At 69.7% G+C, this 25,908-nt stretch carries 24 protein-coding genes, 3 tRNA genes and 1 pseudogene; 17 read left to right on the top strand and 11 right to left on the bottom strand.

What is annotated here, in order from left to right:
• Positions 1–129: 129 nt before the first annotated feature.
• The 3 genes from H9I49_RS16635 to H9I49_RS16645 form a co-directional block, all read right to left on the bottom strand.
• On the bottom strand, positions 130–474 hold the full coding sequence (locus tag H9I49_RS16635; RefSeq protein ID WP_223128816.1) for a hypothetical protein: 345 nt from the start codon (positions 472–474) through the stop codon (positions 130–132).
• 142 nt (positions 475–616) lie between these two features.
• Complete coding sequence (gene folE, locus H9I49_RS16640) at positions 617–1,192, bottom strand: GTP cyclohydrolase I FolE (RefSeq protein ID WP_255524071.1); 576 nt, start codon at positions 1,190–1,192, stop codon at positions 617–619.
• Positions 1,193–1,534: 342 nt separating this feature from the next.
• The gene (locus H9I49_RS16645) at positions 1,535–1,870 is read right to left on the bottom strand and encodes a hypothetical protein (RefSeq protein WP_188031508.1); all 336 of its coding nucleotides are present in this window, start codon (positions 1,868–1,870) and stop codon (positions 1,535–1,537) included.
• A gap of 1,092 nt (positions 1,871–2,962) precedes the next feature.
• On the opposite strand from H9I49_RS16645, the gene H9I49_RS16650 reads away from it, so the two are divergent.
• Complete coding sequence (locus H9I49_RS16650) at positions 2,963–3,667, top strand: hypothetical protein (protein ID WP_188031509.1); 705 nt, start codon at positions 2,963–2,965, stop codon at positions 3,665–3,667.
• Between the two features lie 416 nt (positions 3,668–4,083).
• Here H9I49_RS16650 and H9I49_RS16655 read toward each other — a convergent pair whose 3' ends face one another.
• Both H9I49_RS16655 and H9I49_RS16660 read right to left on the bottom strand, forming a co-directional pair.
• A complete protein-coding gene (locus H9I49_RS16655) occupies positions 4,084–4,782 on the bottom strand; it encodes a DUF981 family protein (RefSeq protein WP_370587611.1) in 699 nt (232 codons plus the stop codon).
• Positions 4,783–4,882: 100 nt separating this feature from the next.
• Positions 4,883–5,047 carry a hypothetical protein gene (locus H9I49_RS16660; RefSeq protein ID WP_188031510.1) on the bottom strand — a complete coding sequence of 55 codons (165 nt, stop codon included), beginning with the start codon at positions 5,045–5,047 and terminating at the stop codon, positions 4,883–4,885.
• 95 nt (positions 5,048–5,142) lie between these two features.
• Between H9I49_RS16660 and H9I49_RS16665 the strand changes: the two genes are divergently transcribed.
• The 3 genes from H9I49_RS16665 to H9I49_RS16675 all read left to right on the top strand — a co-directional run bounded on the left by H9I49_RS16665 (position 5,143) and on the right by H9I49_RS16675 (position 7,564).
• A complete protein-coding gene (locus H9I49_RS16665) occupies positions 5,143–5,718 on the top strand; it encodes a TetR/AcrR family transcriptional regulator (protein ID WP_188031511.1) in 576 nt (191 codons plus the stop codon).
• A 139-nt stretch (positions 5,719–5,857) separates the two neighbouring features.
• Positions 5,858–6,067, top strand: coding sequence for an AlpA family transcriptional regulator (locus H9I49_RS16670; RefSeq protein WP_188031512.1), 210 nt, complete (start codon positions 5,858–5,860; stop codon positions 6,065–6,067).
• 147 nt (positions 6,068–6,214) lie between these two features.
• Positions 6,215–7,564, top strand: coding sequence for a site-specific integrase (locus tag H9I49_RS16675; protein ID WP_223128817.1), 1,350 nt, complete (start codon positions 6,215–6,217; stop codon positions 7,562–7,564).
• Between the two features lie 10 nt (positions 7,565–7,574).
• On the opposite strand, the gene H9I49_RS16680 is transcribed toward H9I49_RS16675, so the two are convergent.
• From H9I49_RS16680 to orn, 3 genes are all read right to left on the bottom strand, one after another.
• Positions 7,575–7,650: transfer RNA gene (locus H9I49_RS16680), tRNA-Lys, on the bottom strand.
• A 330-nt stretch (positions 7,651–7,980) separates the two neighbouring features.
• Positions 7,981–8,056, bottom strand: a tRNA-His gene (locus H9I49_RS16685).
• Between the two features lie 144 nt (positions 8,057–8,200).
• Positions 8,201–8,824, bottom strand: a complete 624-nt coding sequence (gene orn, locus H9I49_RS16690; RefSeq protein WP_370587612.1) for an oligoribonuclease — start codon at positions 8,822–8,824, stop codon at positions 8,201–8,203.
• A 79-nt stretch (positions 8,825–8,903) separates the two neighbouring features.
• On the opposite strand from orn, the gene H9I49_RS16695 reads away from it, so the two are divergent.
• The 7 genes from H9I49_RS16695 (at position 8,904) to H9I49_RS16725 (ending at position 17,191) form a co-directional block, all read left to right on the top strand.
• Positions 8,904–10,094 carry a PrsW family intramembrane metalloprotease gene (locus H9I49_RS16695; RefSeq protein ID WP_255524031.1) on the top strand — a complete coding sequence of 397 codons (1,191 nt, stop codon included), beginning with the start codon at positions 8,904–8,906 and terminating at the stop codon, positions 10,092–10,094.
• Positions 10,095–10,150: 56 nt separating this feature from the next.
• A tRNA-Arg gene (locus H9I49_RS16700) sits at positions 10,151–10,223 on the top strand.
• A 263-nt stretch (positions 10,224–10,486) separates the two neighbouring features.
• Positions 10,487–12,196, top strand: coding sequence for a dynamin family protein (locus H9I49_RS16705; protein WP_188031513.1), 1,710 nt, complete (start codon positions 10,487–10,489; stop codon positions 12,194–12,196).
• A complete protein-coding gene (locus H9I49_RS16710) occupies positions 12,193–13,884 on the top strand; it encodes a GTPase (RefSeq protein ID WP_188031514.1) in 1,692 nt (563 codons plus the stop codon). The genes H9I49_RS16705 and H9I49_RS16710 overlap by 4 nt, the downstream gene beginning before the upstream one ends.
• 207 nt (positions 13,885–14,091) lie before the next feature.
• Entirely contained in the window at positions 14,092–14,700 is a 609-nt protein-coding gene (locus tag H9I49_RS16715) for a single-stranded DNA-binding protein (RefSeq protein WP_188031515.1), read from the top strand.
• A 138-nt stretch (positions 14,701–14,838) separates the two neighbouring features.
• The gene (ettA, locus tag H9I49_RS16720; protein ID WP_188031516.1) at positions 14,839–16,521 is read left to right on the top strand and encodes an energy-dependent translational throttle protein EttA; all 1,683 of its coding nucleotides are present in this window, start codon (positions 14,839–14,841) and stop codon (positions 16,519–16,521) included.
• Positions 16,522–16,573: 52 nt separating this feature from the next.
• Positions 16,574–17,191, top strand: coding sequence for a GNAT family N-acetyltransferase (locus H9I49_RS16725; RefSeq protein WP_188031517.1), 618 nt, complete (start codon positions 16,574–16,576; stop codon positions 17,189–17,191).
• Between the two features lie 60 nt (positions 17,192–17,251).
• On the opposite strand, the gene H9I49_RS16730 is transcribed toward H9I49_RS16725, so the two are convergent.
• Entirely contained in the window at positions 17,252–18,685 is a 1,434-nt protein-coding gene (locus H9I49_RS16730; RefSeq protein ID WP_188031518.1) for a PLP-dependent aminotransferase family protein, read from the bottom strand.
• A gap of 62 nt (positions 18,686–18,747) precedes the next feature.
• Here H9I49_RS16730 and H9I49_RS16735 point away from each other — a divergent pair, with 62 nt between their 5' ends.
• A complete protein-coding gene (locus H9I49_RS16735; protein WP_188031519.1) occupies positions 18,748–19,434 on the top strand; it encodes a YitT family protein in 687 nt (228 codons plus the stop codon).
• Here the strand turns inward: H9I49_RS16735 and H9I49_RS16740 are convergent.
• Together H9I49_RS16740 and H9I49_RS16745 are read right to left on the bottom strand one after the other, a co-directional pair.
• A complete protein-coding gene (locus H9I49_RS16740) occupies positions 19,320–19,877 on the bottom strand; it encodes a 2'-5' RNA ligase family protein (protein ID WP_370587613.1) in 558 nt (185 codons plus the stop codon). The two genes, H9I49_RS16735 and H9I49_RS16740, sit on opposite strands and share 115 nt — an antisense overlap.
• A 92-nt stretch (positions 19,878–19,969) precedes the next feature.
• Positions 19,970–20,602 (bottom strand): TetR/AcrR family transcriptional regulator, encoded by a 633-nt coding sequence (locus H9I49_RS16745; protein ID WP_370587614.1) that lies wholly within the window; start codon positions 20,600–20,602, stop codon positions 19,970–19,972.
• Between the two features lie 97 nt (positions 20,603–20,699).
• Between H9I49_RS16745 and H9I49_RS16750 the strand changes: the two genes are divergently transcribed.
• From H9I49_RS16750 to H9I49_RS16770, 5 genes and pseudogenes are all read left to right on the top strand, one after another.
• Positions 20,700–21,845: an acyl-CoA dehydrogenase family protein gene (locus H9I49_RS16750; RefSeq protein WP_188031522.1), complete on the top strand. Its 1,146-nt coding sequence runs from the start codon at positions 20,700–20,702 to the stop codon at positions 21,843–21,845.
• Positions 21,845–22,603, top strand: a complete 759-nt coding sequence (locus H9I49_RS16755; protein WP_188031523.1) for an SDR family oxidoreductase — start codon at positions 21,845–21,847, stop codon at positions 22,601–22,603. The genes H9I49_RS16750 and H9I49_RS16755 overlap by 1 nt, the downstream gene beginning before the upstream one ends.
• A gap of 203 nt (positions 22,604–22,806) precedes the next feature.
• Positions 22,807–23,862: an iron-siderophore ABC transporter substrate-binding protein gene (locus H9I49_RS16760; protein WP_188031524.1), complete on the top strand. Its 1,056-nt coding sequence runs from the start codon at positions 22,807–22,809 to the stop codon at positions 23,860–23,862.
• Positions 23,863–23,933: 71 nt separating this feature from the next.
• Positions 23,934–24,817 (top strand): annotated as a pseudogene (locus H9I49_RS16765) (FecCD family ABC transporter permease).
• The gene (locus H9I49_RS16770; RefSeq protein ID WP_188031525.1) at positions 24,814–25,908 is read left to right on the top strand and encodes an iron ABC transporter permease; all 1,095 of its coding nucleotides are present in this window, start codon (positions 24,814–24,816) and stop codon (positions 25,906–25,908) included. The pseudogene H9I49_RS16765 and the gene H9I49_RS16770 overlap by 4 nt, the downstream one beginning before the upstream one ends.

Below are 25,908 nucleotides of genomic sequence, written 5' to 3' on the forward strand. Positions count from 1 at the left end.
GTTCGTAGGCCGCAATGGTCGCGGGTGGCTGATGACGGCGTGCCTGCCTTCTTGTGGCTTGCAGCGCTTTGAGGACCTCGACGACGAGCGAGCCTTCGTCATCGCAACGCACGGTGCACTGACAAACCGTCATGGAGACAGGCGCCGTTCGAGCTCGCTGAGGTAGTTGTCATACGCGGCCGCGACGTCATCCAAGTCCAGTGCTTGCGGCAGGTCAGCAGCAAGCTGTCGCTCGATGAGGAACGCTGCGGTGGCCTCGACGATGCGAGCCTCGGCGAGCCCGGCAAGCCCAAGTCGCTCAACAACATCGGGGCTTGCCTGGATCAGGATCTCGAGCCGTTCCTCACCCTCGCGGACGCGGACCAAGTAGTCGTGGCCCCCGAGCGGTTCGACTCGTAGTTGGTTGGTCATGATCCTGATTTCGGGGCTGTGATCGTCGTGGAGGTTCGGAAGTGTCGGGACGACGCCGTGCATGGCGGGTGGGTGCGGCCCAGCACTCTGCCGCCGAAGCCCTTCTTGCGGAGGGCTCCGGCGGTCTTGGCGCCGGCGAGGCCGGCGCCAACGATCACGAACATGTCGGATGTCGTCATCAGGCTGCCTTTCGTAGAGCCGCCGGCTACCGCGCGTGGGCCAGAGCGAAGAATTCCTGGCGGGTAGCGGTGTCGTGACGCAGCTGCCCGTGGAGGGCCGATGTCAGGGTGCGGGAGCCGTGTGCCCGTACGCCGCGCAAGGACATGCATTGGTGCTCGGCCTCGATGACGACGCCAACACCTTTGGGGTGCAGATGTGAATCGAGGCTGTCGGCAACCTGCTTGGTGAGCCGCTCCTGTACTTGCAGGCCGCGCGCGAACCGCTGGACCAGACGTGCGAGCTTGGACAACCCGACGATTCTTCGATCGGGCAGGTAGCCGACGTGCGCCACACCCTGGAACGGCAACAGGTGGTGTTCACACAGTGACTGGAAGGGAATGTCTCGCGCCAGCACGAGTTCGTCGTAGCCCTCGTCGTTGGGAAAAGTGGTGAGGTCGAAGGCCTCGGGGGTCAGCAGTTCCGCGTAGGCGTTGGCGACCCGCCTTGGTGTCTCGCGCAGGTGTTCGGAATCGGGATCTTGGCCCAGAGCAACCAGCAACGCCCTCACTGCATGCTCGGCGGCGTCGAGCTCGATCTGCGGGCCCTGGCTGATCACCCGCAGATGTTGGGGGCGCTCCACCGTGGTCACGCCTGGCTCGTGCTGGGCTGAGATGGGGATCACGGGGGGCTTCTCCTTGCGGGCGCGCGGTCGTGGGCTTGTCGAAACAACTACGGTGTGGTTCGTGGTCCGCATGAGAGGCACGGCGATGGGTGTGTGTCGAAGGCTTTCCAATTGGATGCAAGCACTGAACGCGCGAGTCCACATCCCACGGCACCGAGGATCCCTTCCCTGTTTCGAGGGCAAGAACCTGGTTAGGGGCCGAAAGGCTCCCATGAACCAAGGCCGTGGTTCGAAAAGGAGGCGCCGCGCAGCCATATTCGATGAGCCGTTTCGCCGCACGCTTTACAGCGACAGGTCGCTCAGCCCGGGGAGTGAGCCGCTTGCAGCGCGAGTGGCCGTCATGGCGATGTCGGTCGCGATGCTGAAGATGCGCTCGGCACGCTGCGGATCCGACCAGTGGTGACTGTCGAGGAAGCTCATCCACCGGTGTGGAGGGATCAGTGGCTGACGCGAGTAGTCGAGCTCAGCCCAGGTCACGGCGATCTCGATGAGCTCCAGAGGCCCATCAGGGTCACCGAGGATGGCGAGAAGCCGGTCGTGATGCCACTCAGTCAGCCCACCGAATTCGCATTGGCCACGGCAGGTTTCGGTGCGCGGTTGAGCGCTCGCCGGACTCATGCTCACAACAGCGCCGGAACTTGCCCGGCCGACTCGACGTGGCGCTCGTAGGTCCCGAGACCCGATGTGAGGAAGGCTGGCGGTGGGCCCGCCACCGTCGCCGGGGGGAGTCAGCAGCACCCCCGGGTGGGCGCGTAAGTCCTTTGGAACTCCTGTCCCATCATTCATGAGGGGCATGTTCGCCTCCTTTGTGCGGCGTCTGGGAAAGTCCTGGACTGGATCTCCTCGAACGTATGGCCGCCGCGGGCTGGCGCACAGGCCAGGTTGCGGCAGGACTGGTGTTGGTTGTCTTGCCGATGATCGGCAAGGGAATGCGGATTCGACCCAAGGCCGCGAACCCAACTGATTGCCGCTCCAGTACGCGCTCTTGGTGTCGTTGCAATCAGCGATTCTGCCGACTCCTGAAGGGGATTCGATCTAGGCGAGCCGTAGCCGTTCCGCCACGCGTGGTGGCCGGCCATCGGAACTCTGCGCACGCGATGGCAGAGGTCGAAGGCGGCCAGATGGAATCAGGGAGCCGAAGGGCGCAGGTCTTCTGGCCGTCGGTTCTGGACCTGGCCCAGGTCTGGATCGCTGCTTCGCCGCATCGCATCTACGGAGCAAAGGTTGCCCGGCGTCTGCAACAACGAGGGCAGAACTTGGCCGGGCGCGGCCCTGTAGGTCGAGGCACCGACGCGCCAGTGTGAGTTCCGAGCCCCAGAAGCCTTTGTCATCCGGGCCCCAACCACGTTCGTCAAAGGAGCCTCCATGACGCTAGCTCGCCCTCCAGGTCCCCAGCCAGCAGGTTCCATGATCATTGGCATTCTTGCTCTCGAGAGGGGCTCCCGCTGCTTGCCGGTGCATACCGCTCTCGGGGCCCATTCGTGCCCTTGGCCACAAACCGTGGCGGCGAAGTCGACCAACGGCAGCATCGGCCCGGAACTAGCCCCTTGGGACATCGTTGACGAGTGGGGGGTGCAATCCTTCCCAGCGAGTGACCCACCCCCGAACTGGTGAGGCTGTCATGAGGCATGCATCGAACCGCAGGTGGCCGGATCTCCCACCGTTGCATGACGGGTGCCGCAAGGGCCGCCACGTCGAGTGGGCAGTGCAATGAAGGCGTATCGCTTCGCGTGGCTGGCTGTGGTCACGTTGCTTGCCGTCGTCGGCATAGTCGCCGCCTTGGTCCTTTCCCCTGCGGCCCTGGTGACTCTCGTCGGCATCGCAGTCATGGGCACCATCTTGACGCTCCTGGTCCTCGGCGGGGATGGAGCGCGATCTCATAGTGATCGTGCGGGGTGGCTGCTCAGGAGCGGTCTGGTGGCGGGGACGGTGGCCGGTTCCCTCGTCGGGTTCGCATCGCTGCTAGGCCCCGGCGTATTTCCGCTGGCTCTCCTTCTCCTCGTGAGCTCACCGTACGCGGCGCATGCCTGGAGCCACTTGCGGCGATATCGCTTGACTCCATCGACAGGGCAGACGGTCCCGAAGGACGATGCGCTCGCCAGTACGAGTCTGCAGTTCCGACCAGCCCCGGGGCTCGTAGAACCTGCCCTGCTCAACGACGAGCAGCTGTGCCAGGCGTGGCTTGCCAGCTACTGGGCGTTGCGAGACGCCTCATCTTGGATACAGATGATGGGCGCGGTTGCAGCGCGTCAACGCTTTCTTGACGAGTTCGAGCGACGGAATCGGAGCGGTCTCGCGGCGTGGCTCGCTTCGGGACCCAGAGCCGCGGGAAATCCTCTGCCCTACCTCGCCGAGAGCCGCGTCAACGGCCCGGCGATCGACTGGGATGAGCTCACCCGGGGACAGGACTGCTGAGAGCCCGGCACGTGGAGCATCACTGGATGCACTCGCTCAGTTCCGTCCCGTTGGTCAGGGTTCGCTCCCGACTCACGTGAGCGTGCGCTGGCTGGAAGTTCCGCCGCGAACGCGCAGGTGCAGATCTCGACATGGTCCGTAGGGCTGACGACACCATCGCGATGAGTGGCAACGCTCCCGAGTAGGGCGGAGTGGGCGGTCCTCCTCATTTCTAGTCCGTCACGATGCGCGAATACGGGCGGAGTCGGCGGTCGAGTGAGGACAGACCTGCCCGCGGACGACCGCGTTTTCCCGTGTCCGCGCAGACTGGGACTCGGATTGCTTGGAGGTCCGTCTCCGAATGAGAGCCCCGGCGTGACCGGGGCTCTCTCTTGCGCCGGTTGGACTCAACCTCGTCACCCTCCCAGGAGCCGAGGTCACCACTCGTGCGTGGTCCCGTGGGCGATGTTGTAGTACATGCCGATGTGCGTGTAGAAGTTCATCGCGCCGAAGAGCAGGAACACCATGCCGCCGACGATCCAGGCACGGACGGCCCATGGCAGCAGCCGCGGCCGGTTGGCAAGCTGCGCGATCGCGAAGAGCAGCGCGCCGATTGCGACCACGCCCCACAGCCCGCCGAGGAACAACGCTTCGAGGATCGGCAGGTGACCGAACCGGCCACTGATCGGTTCCTGCGGGGGAGCGGCGCCGAGCTGGAAGCGGACGAACGTGATGGCCAGGACCCCCATGGCCAGGCCGAGTGCGCCGACGAAGACGGCGACTGGCTTGAGCGCGGCGACGGCGGTCGCGTTGGCCTCGTCGATCTCGCCGGCGAACAGCGCGCGGTGGCGCCACAGGTACACGGCGGCGAACACGAGCAGGGCGCCGAACCCTGCGGCAGGTTGGCCGAAGGCGATGTTGGCGTACTCGAAGCCGTCGCCGCCGAAGGGCCACGTCACCGTGGTGTGCAGGCCCAGCACGAGCAGCAGCAGCCCGGTGACGCCGAAGAAGGCAGCCCAGCCTTCGCTGTCGATGCGTCTGCCCCGGATGAGGTGGGCGAGGAACCAGGCGAATCCCAGTAGTCCCGCCCCTGCCGTGATGGCGACCAGTTCGTTGTAGACGACCACGTCGTCCACTCTCCTTTCCTTGCGGACCAGCTGCGGGTCCGCTACTCGTTGATTCGTGCGTACGCGTGATGTGTCGGTCGGTGGGCATGGTGCCGCCCTCGCGCTTGGTTCAGCGGTGACTGGCCGGGTTGGCCTTGGCCGGCGTCCGGTCGGTCGTGTCGGTGTGTTGGACGGGTCGGTCGTCACGGGTCGCGTCGATCACGCCGACGACGAACCAGGCGACCACGAACAGGATCGCGAGGGCGCCGGGGACCAGGACTTCGTCCGGGGTCATGGGGAGCCTCCTTCTTAGAGCGGTGGTGCCGCCTAAATATCGCTACAGTCTGTGTAGCGAAATGGTGCAGTCTTTTGTTCCCGGAAGGATCGATCATGGCTTCTTCACCCGGACGTCCCCGCGACCGGAGCGTCGATGAGCGCATCTCGCGCGCGGCTCTGGAGCTGCTGCGTGAGCAGGGTCCCGAGGCAGTGCACATCGATGGGGTCGCGACCCGGTCCGGGGTGGCTCGCACGACGATCTACCGGCGATTCCGGAATCGGGAGGCGCTCATCGCGGCGACGCTCGCCCTGTTCGGCGAGGAGCCCTTCCCGGCCGCGGAGCTGCCGGTGGAGGACAAGCTCCGCTGGCTGCTGGAGCAGGTTCGGGGGCTGGTCGAGGAGCAGCTCGGGCGCGGGGTGGTCGCCGCGGTCCTTGCGGACTCGGATCCGGCGTTCAGCGCGGCGCTCCGGGCCCGACTGACCCGAAGGCTGAAGGCCCTGCAGGGCCAGATCGACGCGGACGTCGCCGATGGCCGCATCAGACGGAGTGCCGACGCCGAAGCGCTCGCCGGGCTGGTCTTCGGCGCCTACCTCGGCGAGCTCCTTCAGTACGGGGCTGCCCGCCCCGGCTGGGCCGACGGTGTCATAGACCTGCTGCTGCGCGGCATCCTCATTCCATCCAGGTCGTGATCGTCGGGAGGGCTACGAGAATCAACGCCGCTTCGTGGGTCTCCGGTCTCGATGACGAGCGATAGTGACCCGGGGTGCCCGTTGTCCGTCAGTAAGCGCGTCGAGAGGCGACGATCCCGATCCTGAAGGGGAGAGGACGATGACGGAAGTGGAGGCGCCCGCACCCAGGCCGAGGCCGCTTTGGCGTGTGGAGGACGTGGCCGAGTACTTGGCGGTGCCGATCAAAACGCTGTACAAGTGGCGGCTCGAGCGGCATGGGCCGCCGTGCGCGCGGATCGGCAAACATCTGCGTTACGTTCCCGAAGAGGTCGTCGCGTGGGTCGAGAGCCGCAAGCAGGCCGCGTCCTGAGGCCGCGCGATGGCTAGGCAACCGCTGCCGCTGGGATCGTGGGGGCGAGTCGGGGTCACGCCTCTGGCAAGGGGAGCGGCTGGAAAGCCGCAGTCCTACCGAGCCCGCGCCAAATTCCGGGACTTCGACGGGATTACACGCGAGGTCATGGCGCAGGGCAAGACGAGGAGCGCCGCCGAGGCCAACCTGCTCGTGAAACTGCGAGAGCGTGCGAGCGCCCGTCACGGCGGGTCCCTCAGGCCCACGGACCGGTTCTCGGTCGCGGCGGCGCTCTGGCTTGAGCAGCTCAATGAGAAGGTGGCCGACGGTCGACGAGCCCCGGGCACCCGTGACGCCTACCGCAGGAAGCTCGACACGCACGTCCTCCCCGCACTGGGTGAGGTTCGACTTGGCGAGATCACTACTCCTCTGGTGGACAGAGTGATCCAGTCGATTAAGAACCAGGTCGGAGCCCCGACGGCCAGGTCGAGTCGCAGTGTGATCTCTGGCGTCCTGTCCTTAGCCGCGCGTCACGGCGCCATCGCCACCAACCCGGTGCGCGACGCCGACACTATCCCGTCGATCCCGAAGCGCCGGCCCCGTGCGCTCAACGACGACGAGCGTCGCGAGTGGTTCGCCATGCTTTCCCGCGACCCCCAAGCCGTCGCCGCCGACCTTCCCGACCTGACCCTCTTCCTCCTGGCCACAGGAGTCCGCATCGGGGAAGCCCTTGGCCTGCTCTGGTCGGACGTTGACGTCGATGCCGGCCGGGTCGCGATCACCGGCCAAGTCACGCGAGTCACAGGGGCCGGACTCGTCCGTGGTCCGACAAAGTCCGCGGCCGGGCAACGAGTTCTCGCCCTCCCTGGCTGGTGTGTCGAGATGCTGGCCACCCGGCGCAGCCGAGGCATCAGGCCGGAGGAGCCCGTCTTCTGCGATGCCCTCGGCGGGTTCCGAGACCCCAACAACGTTCGTAGAGACCTGCGCCGAGCACGTGCGCCACGAGGGAACGAAACCCGACAGGCGCTGGGTGCGGCGCTCGCCCGAGCCAGAAGATCCACCGGAAAGTCCCGCAAGGAGGTGGCGGAGGCGCTCTCCTGGCCGAAGACGCGAGTCGAGCTCGCCGAGTCGGGCAGGGTGCGACTGGAGCCACAGGATGTAGCTGCCGTGGCCGACTTGTGCCGGGTCACAAAGGTCGAGCGGAGCGAACTCATGCTTCTCGCGCACGAAGCTTCTAAGCCGACCGATGCAGACGCCTTGGAATGGATCACCTCCCACTCTTTCCGGAAGACGAACGCGACGATCCTCGACGACGCAGGGCTGTCCGCGCGGCAGATCGCCGACCAGCTCGGCCACGCCCGGCCGTCGCTCACTATGGACGTCTACATGGGCCGGGGCGCGAAGAGCGGGGCGGCTGCCGCTGCACTCGAGGACGCCCTCACCACCGACGCGTCAGAGTCAAAAGTGGGGGGTTTCGTGGATAGCAGTAGAGCCCGGCCCAAAGGGCCGGGCTCCTGACCTGCATAGATGGTGCGCCGCCAGGGACTCGAACCCCGAACCCAGTGATTAAGAGTCACTTGCTCTGCCAATTGAGCTAGCGGCGCAACGAGGGGAAACGTTAGCAGCCGCCCGGCACCCGTACAAAATCGGCCGACGGACCTGCCCGACGGGCCCTTCTGGCCGCCTTTCGGAGGGCCGAGCGCCCCGACGGGCGCGGCGGATTCGGCGGATGCCGGGCCTGCCGAGGGGGCCGGGCGAACCCTAGGGCGTCGCGCTCGCTGTGGAGATGAGCGACAGCGCGAGGCTGACCACGATGACGCCGATGATGACACCCACCGTGATCCGTTGGGCCTTCTTGTTCCCCATGAGCATGCCGACCATTGTGGTGCATGGGACGACGAGAGCCCCCGACCGGATCGGTCGAGGGCTCTCCTTGGGGTGAGTGACGGGACTTGAACCCGCGGCCACCTGGACCACAACCAGGTGCTCTACCAGCTGAGCTACACCCACCATGCACAGCACGAGCCGGGCCCGAGGGCTCGGCGTCGTGGGACGGCGTCGACAATCGTACAGGCTCGCGCGGGATGCTCGTGACCACCCCGCGCGGCGGCATTCGGGACGGGCTTTTCGTATGCCGGCAGGCCCGTCCGCGGGTCAGTGCTGGATGACGTGGGCCGTCGCGAGCGCCTTGGCGGTGGCGCTGTCGGGACCGGGCTGCGGGACGAAGACTGCCTCACGGTAGTAGCGCAGCTCGGCGATCGACTCGCGGATGTCGGCGAGGGCACGATGGCCTCCGGACTTCTTGGGGGCGTTGAAGTAGACGCGCGGGTACCAGCGGCGCGACAGCTCCTTGATCGAGCTGACGTCGATGATCCGGTAGTGCAGGTACGACTCGAGCACCGGCATGTCACGCGACAGGAACCCGCGGTCTGTGGCAACCGTGTTGCCGCCGAGGGGCGCCTTGCGCGGCTCGGGCACGAAGGTGCGGACGTAGTCGAGGACGATGTGCTCCGCCTCGTGGGTCGTCACACCGGAGTCGAGCTCGTTGATCAGCCCGGACGTGGTGTGCATGTCGCGGACGAAGTCGTCCATCTGCTCGAGCGCCTCGTCCGGCGGCTTGATGACGACGTCGATGCCGTCACCGAGCTGGTTGAGCTCGAAGTCCGTGACGAGCGCGGCGACCTCGACGAGGGCGTCGGACTTCAGGGACAGGCCGGTCATCTCGCAGTCGATCCAGATGATCCGGTCGGCGATGGCTCGGTGGTTGGTGTCGCTCACGCGTCCACCATAGGGGCCAGACGGTGGCGCGTCCGCCGGAGCCGGATGCGCGCCCGGCCGGCTGCACTAGCCTGCCTGCATGACTTCAGGGGACGTGAGGACGCAGCACCCGGGCGATGCCCCGGGCGGGCAGGTGCAGCAGTGGAGCCGGGCCCGCAACCCGACCCGGCGGCCGATGCTGCGCACCGCCCTCACGATAGGCGTCTCTGCGTCCCTGTTCCTCGTGTGCCTGCTCGTCCTGCTGGGGATCCTCGGCCAGCGGCTGACCACGCAGACGCTCGTGACCTCGGCTCTCATGGCGATCATCCCGCTCTTCGTCATCGTGCCGACGTTCCTCTGGCTCGACCGCTACGAGGCGGAGCCGGCTCGCTACCAGGTCTTCGCCTTTCTCTGGGGGGCGCTGGTCGCGGTCGTCGGGGCCTTCTTCCTCAACACCTTCGGCCTCAAGCTGCTCGTCGAGGCGCGCTGGACCGACCCGCTCGAGACCGGCGCCGTATACCTGGCGCCGATCACGGAGGAGACCCTCAAGGGCCTGGGCATCCTGCTCATCTACCTGCTCCGTCGCCGCGAGTTCGACGGGATCATCGACGGCATCGTCTACGCGGGGCTCATCGGCGCGGGCTTCGCGTTCAGCGAGAACATCCTCTATCTCGGCCAGGCCTACGACGAGTACGGCAGCGAGGGCCTCACCTCGACGTTCCTCGTGCGCGGCCTGATGGGACCCTTCGGCCATCCGCTCTTCACGTCAGTCACCGGCATCGGCATCGGCATCGCGGTGTCGGCGCGCCGGCCCGCCGTCCGCGCGGTGGCGGTCCTCGGGGGCTGGGTCTGCGCGATGCTGCTCCACGGCCTGTGGAACCTGTCGGCGCTCGCAGGCATGGACGGCTTCTTCGAGGCGTACGTGACCTACCAGGTGCCGCTCTTCCTGGCATTCGTCGGCTTCCTCTTCTGGCTGCGGCGCCGTGAGGGCCGGCTCATCGGCCGCTACCTCTCGCCGTACGCCGACGCAGGCTGGCTGACGCACGCCGAGGTGACGATGCTGTCCCACCTGCGGCTGCGCCGCGCCGCGCGGAGCTGGGCCCGGCAGAACGGTGGCCGTCCGGCGAAGCGTTCGATGGATGCGTTCCAGGACAGCGCGAGCGACCTGGCGCTGCTGCGGTCCCGGCTCGTGCACGGCACGGCGGAGGTCGGGGCGTCGGAGCGTGAGCTGGTACTGCTCGAGGCGATCACGGCGCACCGCCACGACTTCATCGGGTCGCCCGTCACCTGAGGTGGGCACCGTGCCCGGGGTGCCTATCATTGGACGGCGCCCGGATCGGGCGACCGGCCCCTGTAGCTCAGCGGATAGAGCAAGAGCCTTCTAATCTCTTGGTCGCAGGTTCGAGTCCTGCCGGGGGCGCTCACCCGGCCGGGATTCCGGCCGCTGTGAAGCAAGGCCGTGGGTCCCGGCGGGTCGGGCACCTGCCGACACGGCATACGTCTCGTGGACGGGAATCGTCTCCACTCGACGGTTGTTCGATCATCGCCAGGCATGCCCTGGCCGCACCCCGCTGACCGAATCCGGCCCCCGGGTGGCTCGGTCAGATCACGACTCGGGGTATGTCGTGGACACGCGGCGCCTTTCGGTTTGGTTGTGTGCGCGCGACACGAAAGGATTGCGGTGTGGCAGGTGATTCAGGGGAGGGCAATGCCCGTCTCCTCGCGACGGTCCAGACCCTTCGGTCTGCGGTGTCCGACGCCACCCTTCCGCTCGACCTCCCGAGCGCACGCGCTGCTCGGCTGACCCGTGGCCGGCTGCTCGACCAGCTCGACGACTACGTCATCCCGCGACTCACGTCGCTCGACGCGCCGCTGCTGGCCGTCGTGGGTGGCTCGACGGGTGCCGGCAAGTCGACTCTGGTCAACTCCATCGTCGGTCGCGAGGTCACGCTGCCGGGTGTCCTCCGCCCGACGACCCGGTCGCCGGTCCTCGTCCACCACCCCTCGGACAAGGCCTGGTTCTCCGGGCAACGCATCCTGCCGGGGCTCGCCCGGATCACCGGCCGCCACTCGTCGTCGGACGGTCCCGGCGCGGTCCGCCTCGTGTCCACCGACCAGGTCGCGGCCGGTCTGGCGCTGCTCGACGCACCGGACATCGACAGCGTCGTCGAGGCCAACCGCGACCTCGCCACCCAGCTCCTCGCGGCGGCAGACCTCTGGATCTTCGTCACCACGGCAGCGCGCTACGCCGACGCCGTGCCGTGGGAGCTGCTGCGCGAAGCGTCCGAGCGCGGCACCGCCGTGGCGGTCGTCCTCGACCGTGTGCCGCCCGTGGCGCTCGACGAGATCCGCACGCACCTCGCCACGATGCTGCGCGAGCAGGGGCTCGACCAGGCCCCGATCTTCACGGTCGCCGAGTCGGAGCTGAGCGACGGGCTGCTCCCCGACGACCAGACCGAGCGCCTGCGTGGTTGGCTCGCGGCGCTCGCCGGTGACGCGCAGGCGCGCGCCGACGTCGTCCGCCAGACGCTGCAGGGCGCGCTCGTCTCTCTCGAAGCCCGCAGCCGGTCGCTCGTCGCGGCCACCGAGGACCAGACGGCGGCGGGCCGGGCCCTCGTCGACGTGGCGAGGGCGGCGTACGACGACGCCGCGAGGCGGGTGCACGAGGGCGTGGTCGACGGCACGCTGCTGCGCGGCGAGGTGCTCGCCCGCTGGCAGGAGTTCGTCGGCACGGGCGAGTTCTTCCGGCAGGTCGAGTCGACGGTGTCGCGTGTGCGCGACCGCTTCACGTCGTTCCTCAAGGGCGAGCCGGCGCGGGCCGACCACCTCGGCGAGGCTCTGCAGTCCGGTGTGGAGTCGCTCGTCGTCAACGAGGCCGAGCTGGCGGCGGGCGCGATCGCGCGGGCCTGGCGCACGCTGCCCGGCGGCGACCAGCTCCTCGCCGCACACCCCGACCTCGTCCGCTCCGGCGACGACATCACGTCACGCATCCAGCGTCTTGTCCGCGACTGGCAGGGCGACATCCTGCAGATGGTCCGCGACGAGGGTCGCGACCGCCGCACGACCGCCCGGATCATGGCGTACGGCGTCAACGGCCTCGGCGTCGTCCTCATGCTCGTGACGTTCGCGAGCACCGCCGGCATCACCGGCGCGGAGGTCGGCATCGCCGGCGGCACTGCGGTCGTCGGCCAGAAGCTGCTCGAGGCCGTCTTCGGTGACCAGGCCGTCCGGGAGCTCGCGCGCAAGGCCCGTGAGCAGCTGGTCGTCCGCGTCGACGAGCTGTATGCCGCCGAGCTCGCCCGCTACGAAGGAGCTGTCACCACGTTGAAGGTCGACACCGACCAGACCGAGCAGCTGACCGCGGCGGCCGCTGCCGTCAGGGCCGCCCGATGAGCCCCGCCCGCCGGGGCCGCGCCACGGTGCCGACCGTCTCGGCGGCCGAGCTGGGCACGCGCACCACCGAGCTGTCGCTGGCGCTCGTGTCAGGAGCCGACGAGCTGGACCCGTCCGACGTCGAGCTCTCCCGGCGCGCCGTCGACAAGGCGGTCGAGCGATCGAACATCTCCGGCGAGCACACGGTCGTCGCGCTCGCCGGGGCGACGGGCAGCGGCAAGTCCTCGCTCTTCAACGCGCTCGTGGGTGCCGACGTCGCGACGATCGGCGCCCGCCGCCCGACCACCTCGCGCCCCACCGCGGCCATCTGGGGTGACACGGACGCCTCCGAGCTGCTGGACTGGCTCGGCGTCGACGCGCGGCACGTCGTCGAGGGGCCGAACGCGGTTGCAGCAGACCGGCGTCGTGCGGCCGTGGGGTCCCTCGAGGGGCTCGTCCTTCTCGACCTGCCCGACTTCGACTCCCGCGAGGTGGCGCACCGCCGCGAGGCCGAGCGCATCCTCGAGCTCGTCGACGTCTTCGTCTGGGTGACCGACCCGCAGAAGTACGCCGACGCCCGGCTCCACGACGAGTTCGTCAGCCTCATGTCACAGCACGACGCCGTGACGCTTGGTGTGCTCAACCAGTGCGACCGCCTCACCGCGGAGGCCGTCAAGACCCTGACCAAGGACTTCAAGAAGCTGCTCGTCGCCGACGGTGTCACCCACGCCACGGTGCTCGCGACGTCCGCCGTCACCGGAGGCGGTGTGCCCGAGCTGACGCAGCGGCTCGCGAATGCCGTTGCGGGACATGCTGCTTCGCGTCAGAGGCTCAAGTCCGACGTCGTCGGGGCCGCGACGCGCCTGCGCCGCGGTGTCGCCGACACGGAGGCCGACGTCGGCAAGCTCGAGCGCTCCGGTCTCGACGCGGCCCTGGCCCGGGCGGCGGGTGTGCCCATCGTGCTCGACGCGGTCGCGCGCGACTACCGCCGGGAGGCCTTCGCGCACACCGGATGGCTCTTCGCACGATGGACCAAGGGCTTCGCGGCCGACCCGCTCCGGCGGCTGCGCCTCGACCGCACCGGTGGACGTCCCCCCATCCCCGTCGCGATCGGCGGCGCCGACGTGCGCGCCGTGCTCGGTCGATCGTCGATCCCCGCGCCGACCGTCTCGACCGCATCGGCCGTCGACCTCGCGACGCGGACCTTCGTGCGTCACGCGTCCCACGACCTCCCGGTGCGCTGGGCGCAGGCCGTCGAGGAGGCCGTCGACGGGGGAGAGGGCACCCTGGGTGACGCCCTCGACCGCGCCATCATCGGCACCTCGCTGCGGGCGCGCCGGCCCGCGTGGTGGTTCGTCGTCAACCTGCTCCAGTGGGTGCTCGGCCTGGTCGCCGTCGTCGGTCTCGCCTGGTACGCCGTGCTCTGGGCCTTCGCGCTGCTGCAGCTGCCGCGGCCCGAGACGCCGGCCATCGGCATCCTGCCCCTCCCGCTCGTCATGCTCATCGCCGGCCTCCTTCTCGGGATCGGGCTGGGCCTGCTGTCTCGCTGGTGGGCGAGGGTCGGTGCCCGTCACCGGCGAACGGTCATCGGCAAGCGGCTCTCCGAGTCGGTCGCGACGGTGGCCGACGAGCACATCCTCATCCCCATCGACGAGGTCCTCGTCCGCCACCGGGAGACGCGCGAGCACCTCGACGCCGCAGCCGGCTGACCTACGAGCGGGCGGGAGGTCGCGGTGGCTGCCGGGTGCAGACCGGCGCGGTGTGCGAGTCGCGAGCCGGGAGTGGCTGTCCACATCCCCGGGCGCAGGGCGTGTCGTGTCCACAGCTCGGTGAACCGGGGTGTCGGGCGGAGGGCGCGCACCCGAGGGTGGGTCCAGGCGGCGCGAGGCCGCCGCGGACCAGCAAGGAGCAGCCCCATGAACGAGACCCGCATCACCGTGCACGGCAACGTCGTCAGCGAGCCCGTCGAGAGGCAGGGCCGCAACGGCAGCGTCTTCACGACCTTCCGCATCGCCACCACGCCCTACCGTCGCACGGCCGACGGTCGCTACCTCGACGGCGACACGAGCTTCTACAGCGTCATCGCCTTCAACGCGCTCGCCGCCAACGCAGCCACCGCCCTGCGCAAGGGCCACCCGGTCATCGTCGAGGGGAACGTCGCGATCAAGCAGTACGTCGGCAACGACGGCCAGCCGCGCCTGTCGCCCGAGATCGACGCCGACCACATCGGCCACGACCTGTCGTGGGGCCGGGCGACGTTCGAGCGGGTGAGCCGCGCCGCAGCGCTCGGCCAGGACCGCACCGCCGACCCCGACGTGCAGGCGAGCCTGCGGGCGATGTCCGACGGTGACTCGGAAGGCGCGTCGCTGCGCCCGGCCCACGTGGACGCCGACGGCGTCGTCGACGACGGCTACGAGGTCGAACGCGATGGCAGCGACGCCCCGCGCACGGGCGGCGCCGAGGTGCTCGCGACCGGTGACCCCGAGACCGACGACTACGAGGTCGTCGAGCCGTTCTCGGCCTGACCGCGGTGCGGCGGCGCCACCACCCACTCTCACCCACCGCCCGCCACCGTGCCCACCGCCACCCACAGCAGGAGCGGCGAGACGGGGGGCCGCGGACGCCGATTCGGTGCCGCGCTCGCAGGCCGATAGCCTCTGGACATGGCCGAGTACATCTACACCATGACCCGAGCGCGCAAGGCGCACAACGAGAAGGTCATCCTCGACGACGTCTCGATGTCGTTCTACCCCGGCGCGAAGATCGGCATGGTCGGCCCCAACGGCGCCGGCAAGTCGACGATCCTCAAGATCATGGCCGGACTCGACCAGCCGAGCAACGGCGAGGCCCGGCTCGCGGCCGGCGCGACAGTCGGCATCCTGCTCCAGGAGCCGCCGCTCAACGAGGAGAAGACCGTTCTCGGCAACGTCGAGGAGGGTGCGGGCGAGATCAAGGCGAAGCTCGACCGCTACAACGAGATCTCAGCCGAGATGGCCGACCCCGACGCCGACTACGACGCGCTGCTCAACGAGATGGGCAAGCTGCAGGAGGACATCGACCACGCCGACGCGTGGGACCTCGACAGCCAGCTCGAGCAGGCGATGGACGCGCTGCGCTGCCCGCCGCCGGACTCGCCCGTAACCAACCTCTCGGGTGGTGAGCGGCGCCGTGTCGCCCTCTGCAAGCTCCTGCTGCAGAAGCCCGACCTGCTCCTGCTCGACGAGCCGACCAACCACCTCGACGCCGAGTCCGTCCAGTGGCTCGAGCAGCACCTCGAGTCCTACCACGGCGCCGTCATCGCCGTCACCCACGACCGCTACTTCCTCGACAACGTCGCCCAGTGGATCGCCGAGGTCGACCGCGGTCGCCTCTACCCGTACGAGGGCAACTACTCGACGTACCTCGAGAAGAAGGCCGAGCGCCTGACGATCCAGGGCAAGAAGGACGCCAAGCTCGCGAAGCGCCTCAAGACCGAGCTCGAGTGGGTCCGCAGCAACGCCAAGGGCCGTCAGGTCAAGAGCAAGGCGCGCCTGGCCCGGTACGAGGAGATGGCGGCCGAGGCCGAGCGCACCCGCAAGCTCGACTTCGAGGAGCTGCAGATCCCGCCGGGCCCGCGGCTCGGCTCCACGGTCATCGAGGTCAAGAACCTCAAGAAGGGCTTCGGCGACCGCGTCCTCATCGACAACCTGTCTTTCTCGCTGCCGCGCAACGGCATCGTCGGGGTCATCGGTCCCAACGGTGTCGGCAAGTCCACGCTCTTCAAGACGATCGTCGGCTTCGAGGAGCCGGACGGCGGCGAGGTCAAGATCGGTGACACGGTCAGCATCTCCTACGTCGACCAGGGCCGCGAGGGCCTCGACCCGAAGAAGAACCTGTGGGAGATCGTGTCCGACGGGCTCGACCACATGAAGGTCGGCAACGTCGAGATCCCGTCGCGCGCCTACGTCTCGCAGTTCGGCTTCAAGGGCCCCGACCAGCAGAAGCTCTCCGGCGTGCTGTCAGGTGGCGAGCGCAACCGCCTCAACCTCGCCCTGACCCTGAAGCAGGGCGGCAACCTGCTCCTGCTCGACGAGCCGACCAACGACCTCGACGTCGAGACCCTCGGCTCGCTGGAGAACGCCCTGCTCGAGTTTCCCGGCTGCGCCGTGGTCATCTCGCACGACCGGTGGTTCCTCGACCGCGTGGCGACGCACATCCTTGCCTACGAGGGCACGGAGGAGGATCCCGCCAGGTGGTACTGGTTCGAGGGCAACTTCGAGTCCTACGAGGCCAACAAGGTCGAGCGTCTCGGCCCGGAGGCCGCCCGCCCGCACCGCGTCACCTACCGCAAGCTGACGCGCGACTGATCCGCTCGCCCGCTGCCGACCTTCGGCCACCCCGTTCGGGCAGACTGACGGGGTGGCCGATGTCGTCATCCACCAGATCACCGCGGATCGCTTCGACGACCTCGCCGAGGTCTTCGGCACACGCGGCGCCCCGTCGTGGTGCTGGTGCCAGTACTTCCTGACCACGGGGTCGGACTACACGATGTCGGCGGAGCGCAACCGCGGCGCCCTCCGCTCCCAGGTCGCGTCGTCGAAGGCCCCGGTCGGTCTCGTCGCCTATGCCGCCACGGAATCTCACGGCGACGCGGCGGGTCAGGCGGTGGGCTGGGTCCAGATCGGGCCTCGCACGACGTTCCCCCGGATCACGGCCAACCGTGACATGAAGCGCCTCGTCGACGATCTCGACGACGACCTCCACGACGACTCCGTCTGGGCCGTGACGTGCTTCGTCGTCAAGGTCGGGCAGCGGCGCAGGGGGATCGGTGGCGCGCTTCTCGATGCAGCAGTCGCCGCGGCGCGTGACGCCGGCGCGCGAGCCGTGGTCGGCCACCCCGTCGACGTGGCCGCCAGGAACACCCGCGTGGGTGGTTCGGAGCTCTACCACGGCGCGGCATCGACGTTCGAACGGTCGGGCTTCCGGGTGGTCGGGCGGACGGGCGCAACCCGTCCGGTCATGCGCCTCGACCTGTGACGCGTCAGACCCTCTCGCATGCTCTGACCAGGCCGGGCACCGCCCCCGGGTCTCCTTCCCTCACGCGATGAGCGGCGTCGTGGGCTCGCCCGTCGAGCGGCTGCCGAGGGCGAGCTGCCACGCCTCGGCCAGCCGCTGTCCGAGCTCATCGCTCTCGTCGGCGGGGCGGCTGTACGGCACGCGCACGAAGCGGTCCATCCCCGGCCCGACGCCGAACTGGCTGCCCCGCGCGAGGCGCAGGCCGACGCTCTCGGCCGCTCGCGCAAGCGCGTCGCCGCGTTCGACGGGCAGCTCGCACCAGAGGTTGAGCCCGCCCTCCGGCACGCGGAACCGCCAGTCGGGCACGTAGGTCCGCAGCGCGGTCACCAAGGCGTCGCGGCGCAGCTTCGCTTCGGCTCGCCGTTCGGCAAGCACCGGTTCGCCCGCGCGGAGCAGCTCGACGAGGACCAGCTGCTCGAGCACTGCCGTGCCGAGGTCGAGGCTGTGCCGGGCCTCGAGGATCGGGGAGACGAGTGGCCCCGGTGCGCGCACCCACCCGACGCGCAAACCACCCCAGAAGGTCTTGCCCGCGCTGCCGAGCGTGATCGCGTCCGGCGACGACGCCGCGAACGGCGCGGGTGGCTGGGTGTCGAGCCCGAGCTCGACGAAGGTCTCGTCGATGATCGGCTGGGTCCGGGCCATGCGGAGCGCGGCCGCCACCGCCACGCGCTCGGCCGCCGTCATGAGCCGGCCGGTGGGGTTCTGGAAGTCCGGCACGAGGTACGCCATCCGGGCGCCGCCCTGCCGGAGGGCGAGCCCGAGCGACTCGGCGTCCCACCCGAGCGGGTCGATCGGGTGGGCGAGCGGGCGCAGGCCCGAGCGCCGCACCCCGACGAGCGCGTTCGGGTAGGTCGGCGACTCGACGAGGACGCGGTCGCCCGGGTCCAGCAGGGCGCGCAGCACGGACGAGAGCCCGGCATGGGCGCCACACGTCACGACGACGTGGTTGGGGTCGGTCGGGAGCCCGCGGCCCTCGTACCAGTCCGCGATCGCCTGACGCGCCTCTGGCAGCCCGTGCGGGTTGTATCCCGAAGAGGCGAGGTGGCGGGGCAGGTCGGCGAGGGCCCGCTCGTAGGCGGCCGTCACTCCCGAGGCGGCCGGGAGGGCGGCATACGTCAGGTCGATGACGTCGTCGGGCAGGTCCGCCGGCATCAGGCCCGCGCTCGACGTCGCGAGCCCGGAGGGACCGGCGGGCAGCGCGGCAACACTGCCCGAGCCGCGCCGCGTCACGACGAAACCCTCCTCGCGCAGAGCCTCGAACGCCCCGCCGACCGTGGTGCGGCTGAGGCGCAGCTCGCTCACCAGGGCCCGCTCGCTCGGCAGACGCGTCCCGACGAGGATCCGACCGTCGCTGATGAGCCGGCGGATGGCGTCCGCGAGGGACCGGTACGCCGGCCGGGACAGCGGCTCGGGCCCGAGCAGCAGCCCCACGGAGCGGGCGGAGACGGTGCGCATGGGTCCACTCTCGCACGATTGGCTCTCAAAAATCAGTCCAGTGGTGCGGGACGATGATCCGTATGAGACGCCACGTGCCCCTCCAGAACCTCACGCCGCTGCAGCAGCTGCACGCCGGCCGGCTGCCCCGTCGGGTCGTCCAGCTGCTCGTCGGGCTCACCCTCTACGGCGTCTCGATGGCCATGATGATCCGCTCGACACTGGGCCTCGACCCGTGGGACGTGTTCCACGCGGGCCTGGCGAACCACGTTCCGCTCACCTTCGGGCAGATGACCATCGCCGTCGGCGCCCTCGTGCTCCTGCTCTGGGTGCCGCTACGCCAGTGGCCCGGACTCGGCACCGTCGCCAACGTCGTCGTCATCGGGCTCGCCGCGGACGCCGGGCTTGCGCTCATCCCCGCACCCGAGTCGCTGTGGGCGCGAGTGCCGCTGCTCGTCTCGGGTCTCGTGCTCAACGGCGTCGCGGGTGGCCTGTATATCGGCAGCCAGCTCGGCCCCGGCCCGCGAGACGGGCTCATGACGGGGTTCGCCCGCCGGACGGGTCTGTCGATCCGGCTCGTGCGCACGACGATCGAGGTCGTCGTGCTCGCGGTCGGGTGGGTGCTCGGCGGCCCCGTCGGCCTCGGCACCGTCCTCTACGCCGTCTCCATCGGGCCGCTTGTCCAGTTCTTCCTGCCCCGCTTGACGATCGACCTGGCGCCGCCCGCACCGACGGAACCGAAACCGCTTGCGGTGTCAGCTGTTTCCTGAACCGTCGCGCCGAGTGCCCACGAGCGGATGACGTGACAGCCGTCTGCCTCGTACCAGGCGAGGTCGAGCCTTTCGGCGCGGCACTGCACCGGCACCAGGTCGCCGAGCAGCCGGATGGTGCTCTGCTCCGTCACGCCGGGGGCCTGCGCATCGAGCGTCAGATGCGGTATCACCTCGGGAAACCTGCCCTCGTACGGCGGGCACTCCGGGAATGCCTCGACGAGCCGAGCCGTGAGCTCGCGGAACGGCTCGGAGGGCTCCGGCAGCAGATGGATGATGCCGTTCGGAAACGTCGCGACTCGTGCCAGCTCGAAGGTGAAGGCCGCCGTCTCGGCGACGATTTCGGCCACGCGTCCTTGGGCCGGGCGGTCGAGGGCCGCGGCGGGGAGGAAGGGAGCGAGAGCCGTCACATGAGCATGGACGAACCCCGCGTCATCCGACACCCAGGCAGGGTCGTAGTGGGCGGCCCGGGTGCGCACGAACGGCTCGAGGGCAGGGACGGGCACCTGCAGGACGGTGTGCCCCGAGGCAACGGTCACGCCCGGTGCGTGGCGCCGACGAGGCGCAGTGCGAGCGCGGCGTTCGTCGCACCGATCTCGGCCGGGGTGCGCCGGATCGTGGGGGAGTACCACCGCGCCACGTCGACGACGATCGAGAGCAGGGCCAGGGCCGTGTCGCCGCTGTCGTCGACGGTGAACGTGCCGTCGGCCACGCCGCGGTCGAGGACGTCACGCACGACGGAGTCCATCTCCTTGCGCAGGGCGAGGACCTCCGCGTGGTGCTCGGGCGTCAGGTGGTGGTGCTCGTACTGCACGACGCGAGCCACCTGGTACTGCTCGACATGCCACTCGGAGAAACGCCTCATGACGTTGGCGAGCTGGTGGGCGGGAGTCGGGCCGTCGGCGATCGCGCCCCGGAGCAGCCGAAGCGCCGACTCGTGCCCGCTGCGGCTGAGGTTGAAGAGCAGCTCCTCCTTGGAGCCGAAGTGCACGTAGACGCCGGCCGGTGAGAGTCCGGCGCCCGACGCGATGTCGCGCGTCGTCGTCGCGTGGAAGCCCTTGTCGGCGAACGCGTGGGCCGCGGCCTGCATCAGCCGCTCGACGGTCGAGGCGTCGGGGTCGGACGTCGGCGCGCCCGGTGGCGGCGGGGTCGTGGTCGGCTGCGGCACGTTGACAGCATGCCGCAGCGGAGTCAGACTAAGCAAGCGCTTAGTTACCGAGCGGTACCGGCGCGCCGTACCCGTGAGCACGCCGATGGAGGACGCCATGCCCCGCAACATCTACGACGAGGACCATGAGGCGATGCGCGCGTCGGCGCGCGAGTTCGTCGCCCGCACGCTCGCGCCGCGTGCCGAGGAGATGATCGCGCTGAAGTCCATCCCGCGCGAGATCTGGGCCGAGGCGGGCAAGCAGGGCTTCTTCGGCTTCGACATCCCCGAGGAGTTCGGTGGTGCAGGCGTCGACGACTACCGCTTCAACGCCGTCGTCGCCGAGGAGATGTCGCGCTTCAACGCCGCGACGAGCTCGTGCTTCGGCATCCACTCCGATGTGTGCCCGCCCTACATCGTCGACCTCGGCACGGCGGAACAGAAGCAGCGCTGGCTCCCCGGCATGGCGAGCGGCGAGCTCATCTGCGCGATCGCGATGACCGAGCCCTCGGGCGGCTCGGACCTCGCGGCGCTCAAGACCACCGCCGTGCGCGACGGGGACTTCTGGGTGCTCAACGGCTCCAAGACCTTCATCACCAACGGCTACCAGGCCGACCTCGTCATCGTCGCGGCCCGCACCGACCCCTCGAAGGGTGCCAAGGGCATCACCTTGTTCATGGTCGAGCGCGGCATGGAGGGCTTCAACAACGGGCGCAAGCTCGACAAGGTCGGCATGGACGAGTCCGACACCGCGGAGCTGTTCTTCGAGAACGTCCGCGTGCCCGACGAGAACCGTCTCGGTGACGAGGGCATGGGCTTCATCGCGATGATGCAGCGCCTGCCGCAGGAGCGGATCGGTGCCGCTGTCTCGAACGTGGCGCACGCGAAGGCGATCCTCGAGGAGACGATCCAGTACGCCAAGGACCGGAAGGCCTTCGGCCAGCCGATCGGCGCGTTCCAGCACAACAAGTTCCTCCTGGCCGAGCTCGTGACGAAGATCGAGGTGGCCGAGGCGTATGTCGACGACTGCGTGGCCGCGCACGCCGAGGGCAAGCTGTCCGCCGTCGACGCCGCGAAGGCCAAGTGGTGGAGCTCCCAGGTGCAGAACGACGTGCTCGACCACTGTGTGCAGCTGCACGGCGGCTACGGGTTCATGAACGAGTACCGCGTGGCTCGCGCCTGGCGCGACGCGCGCGTGACGAAGATCTGGGCGGGTTCCAACGAGATCATGAAGGAGCTCATCGGCCGGGACCTCGGCCTCTGATGGGGGTGCATGAGGGAGCGGTCGCGATCGTCACCGGCGCGAGCCGCGGCATCGGTCTGGGCATCGCCGAGCGACTCGTCGCCGAGGGCGCGAAGGTCGTCATCACGGCGCGCAAGCCCGAGGCGCTCGCCGAGGTGGTCGAGCAGCTCGGCGGCCCGGACAACGCCCTCGGGGTCGCCGGGAACGCGGCCGACGAGGCGCACCAGGACGAGGTGGTCGCCGCGGCCCATGCCACGTTCGGGGGCCTGCACCTGCTCGTCAACAACACCGGCATCAACCCGGCCTACGGTCCGATGCTCGACAGCGGCCTCGACGTCGCGCGCAAGGTACTCGACGTCAACGTCGTCGCGGCGTTCTCGTGGATCAGGAAGGCCGTGGCAGCTGGGCTCGGCGACGTGGCCCACCCGGGTGCTGTCGTCAACCTCGCGTCGGTGGCGGGGCAGGGCGCGAGCGGCGTCATCGGGTGGTACGGCGTGTCCAAGGCGGCCCTCATCCACCTGACGACCGAGCTCGGGTACGAGCTCGGTCCCGACGTCCGCGTCAACGCGGTCGCCCCGGCGGTCGTCAAGACGAAGTTCGCCGAAGCGCTCTACGAGGGGCGCGAGGAGAAGGTCGTGCGCGCATACCCGATGAAGCGGCTCGGCCTGCCCGAGGACGTCGCGGGCGCCGTGAGCTTCCTGCTCAGCGGCGATGCGTCGTGGATCACCGGCCAGACCCTGACCATCGACGGTGGTGTCACCCTCGGCGGTGCGCTGTAGCCGATTTCTTTGTCTGACAGGGTTCTTCACTGCTGTCGTATGCCGTCCGGCCCCGTGCGCGCGCACGGGGCCGGACGCATGCCGGGCCGGGTTTGACAGCAATTAGGTGATCCTTACTAAGGTGAGCCTTACCTAATGCCATCCCGTAACGTGTCCGACAGGGATGGCCGGGCCCCCGTCACCGACAGAGAGACCTCGTCACCGTGTCCCGCCTCAGAAGCGCCCTCGCGACCGCAGCCGCTGCGGTCCTCGTCCTGACCGGTTGCACCACCGGCCCGACCGGCGGCAGTGCCGCCCAGGCCCCAGCCGCCAGTGCCGCCGGGGCCACCGGCGCCGACCCGGCGGCATACCCTGTCACCCTCAAGGACGCCTTCGGCACGGCCAGCATCGCCAAGGAGCCCAAGCGCGTGGTGACGCTCGGCTGGTCCGACGCCGACCACGTCGCCGCCCTCGGAGTCGCCCCCGTAGGGGCTCCGAAGGTCACCTGGGGTGGCAACAAGAACCTCTCGACCGACTGGTTCGACAAGCAGCTCGCGACGTTCGGCGGCACGCAGCCGACCCGTTTCGACGACGCCGACGGCAACCCGATCGAGGAGATCGCGAAGCTCGAGCCCGACCTCATCCTCGCGACGAACTCCGGCATCACGAAGGACGAGTACGCCAAGCTCTCGAAGCTCGCACCCGTCGTCGCCTACCCCAAGGTGGCCTACGGCACGCCTTGGCGGGAGTCGCTCGAGACGATCGGCAAGGCGCTCGGCCGCACGAAGCAGGCCGAGCAGGTCGAGGCGAGGACCGTCGCCGTGCTCGACGCTGCCAGGGCGAGATACCCGCAGCTCGCCGGCAAGACCTTCATCTACGGCTACATCGCCCCGACCGACCTGTCGCAGATCGGCTTCTACACGCCGAGCGACCTGCGTCCCCAGATGCTCACAGAGCTCGGGATGACGAACGCGCCGGTGGTCGAGGAGCGGGCCAAGGGCTCCAAGGAGTTCTACCTCACCGTCAGCGCCGAGCAGGCCGGGGCGCTCAGGTCCGACGTCTTCCTCACCTACGTCACCGAGGAGTCCGAGGTCGGCGTCATGACGAAGGACCCGCTCATCGGCCAGGTGCCCGCGATCAGGTCGGGCGCGCTCGTGGCGACGAAGGACCAGAAGGTCGGCCTGACGATGAGCTCGCCGACGCCGCTGTCCATCCCGTACATGACGCAGCTCTTCGTGCCGCTCGTCGCGGCCGCGGTGGACAAGGCCGACGCCGCCTGATGACCGGCACGCAGACCGCCGACCGGGCGGGGGGGACGGCTCCGGCCGCACCCACCCGTGCGGTCGTCGGGATGAACCTGCAGCGGCGGGGCGGGGCTGCGCGTCGACGCTCTCCGTTGCTCACCACGGCCCTCCTCGCCCTGCTGGTCGCAGCACTCGTAGCCTCGATCACCCTGGGATCCAAGGCGATCGGCGCGGGCGACATCATCCAGGTGCTCATGGGGCACGGCGAGGGCGTGGCCGACCGCGGCATCATCGAGGCCCGCCTGGCCCGGACCGCGGTAGGCCTTCTCGTCGGCGCGGCTCTGGCCGTCGCCGGCGCCGCGATGCAGCCCTCGCGGCCGTGCTCGTCCACGCCCTCGCCGGCCTCGCCGGGGGCGGCGTGACTCCGCTTCGCCTCACGCTCGCGGGTGCCGCCGTCACGGCCGGCCTCGCGAGCTGGTCCTCGGGTCTGCTCGTCTCGAGCAAGCAGTCGTTCGACTCGTTCCGCTTCTGGCAGGTCGGCACCATCGGTGGTCGCGGACTCGACCTCGTCGGCACGGTGCTGCCGTTCTTCGTCGTCGGGCTCGTCGTGGTGCTGCTCGCCGTCCGTCAGCTCAACGCCCTCGCGCTCGGTGACGACCTCGCCCGCGGGCTCGGCGAGAACGTCGCCCTCGCCCGCGCCACCGTGGCCGTAGGCGTGGCCGTGCTGTGTGGTGCCTCGACCGCCCTCGCAGGACCGATCGGGTTCCTCGGGCTCGTCGTGCCGCACGTGGCGCGCTTCGTCGTCGGACCGGACCACCGCCGGATCATCCCGGTGTGCCTCGTCGCAGGGCCGACGCTCCTGCTCGCCGCCGACGTCGTCGGCCGCCTCGTCGCCCACCCGAGCGAGGTCCAGGCCGGCATCATGACCGCGGTCGTCGGCGTTCCCTTCTTCGTCGTGCTCGTGCGCCGGGGACGGATGGCGAGCCTGTGACCACCGACCTTGCCCGGCGCCCCGGCCCCGCTTCCGCGGCCGGCCCGGCATCCGCCGACATCGATGACCTCGTGCGCGTCGTCCGCGCCCGGCGCCGGCCGCTCCGCCGCGTCCGGCTCGTGATCGCCGGGCTGGCCGTCGCAACACTCGGGGCCGTGCTCGTCCGCGTCCTGCTCGGCGACTACGTCGTCGCGCTCGCCGACCTCGTGCCGATCCTCCGCGGTGACACGCTGCCCAACGCCCCGGGCGCCTCGTTCATCGTCATGGAGGCCAAGCTTCCCCGCGCCCTCGTCGGCGCGATCGCCGGCATGGCCTTCGGCGCGTCCGGGGCGATGTTCCAGACGACGCTGCGCAACCCGCTCGCGAGCCCCGACATCATCGGCATCAGCCTCGGTGCCTCTGCTGCAGCCGTCATCGCGCTCACCTTCCTCGACGCGCAAGGCATCTGGCTGCCCGCCGCCGCGCTGGCCGGGGCGCTCGCCGTGAGCCTGCTCATGTATGCGGTGGGCCGGGGCACGCTCCTCGCCGGCCGACGCATGGTGCTCGTGGGCATCGGCATCGCCGCCCTGCTCTCGAGCGTCATCCAGTTCGTCATGACGCGCACTTCGATCCAGGACGCGCAGGCCGCCCTCGTGTGGCTCACCGGCAGCCTCGCACGGGCCACCTGGCCCGTCATCGGGCTGCTCACCGCGGCCGTGCTCGTGCTCGCGCCGCTCCTCGCGGTGTGCGCCCGCTGGATGCGGCTCGCCGAGCTGGGCGACGACCTGGCGACGACGCTCGGGGCGCCGGCCGGCCGCGCCCGCCTCGGGCTCGTCGTCGCCGTCGCGCTCGCGGCCGTTGCCACGAGCGCCACGGGTCCGATCGCGTTCGTCGCGTTCCTCGCCGGCCCCATCGCCCGGCGCCTCTGTGGCGGCCGCCCGTCCCTGTGGGCGGCCGCGCTCGTCGGGGCCGTCGTCGTCGTCGTCTCCGACTTCGCCGGCGACTACCTCATCCCCGACGTCAACCTCCCGGTCGGCGTCGTCACGGGTGCCCTCGGCGCCCCCCTCATGATCGCGGTCATCATCGCCGCGGGCCGAGCCGGAAAGGCGTGA

This window comes from Terrabacter sp. MAHUQ-38 (assembly GCF_014518425.1).
GTDB lineage: Bacteria > Actinomycetota > Actinomycetes > Actinomycetales > Dermatophilaceae > Terrabacter.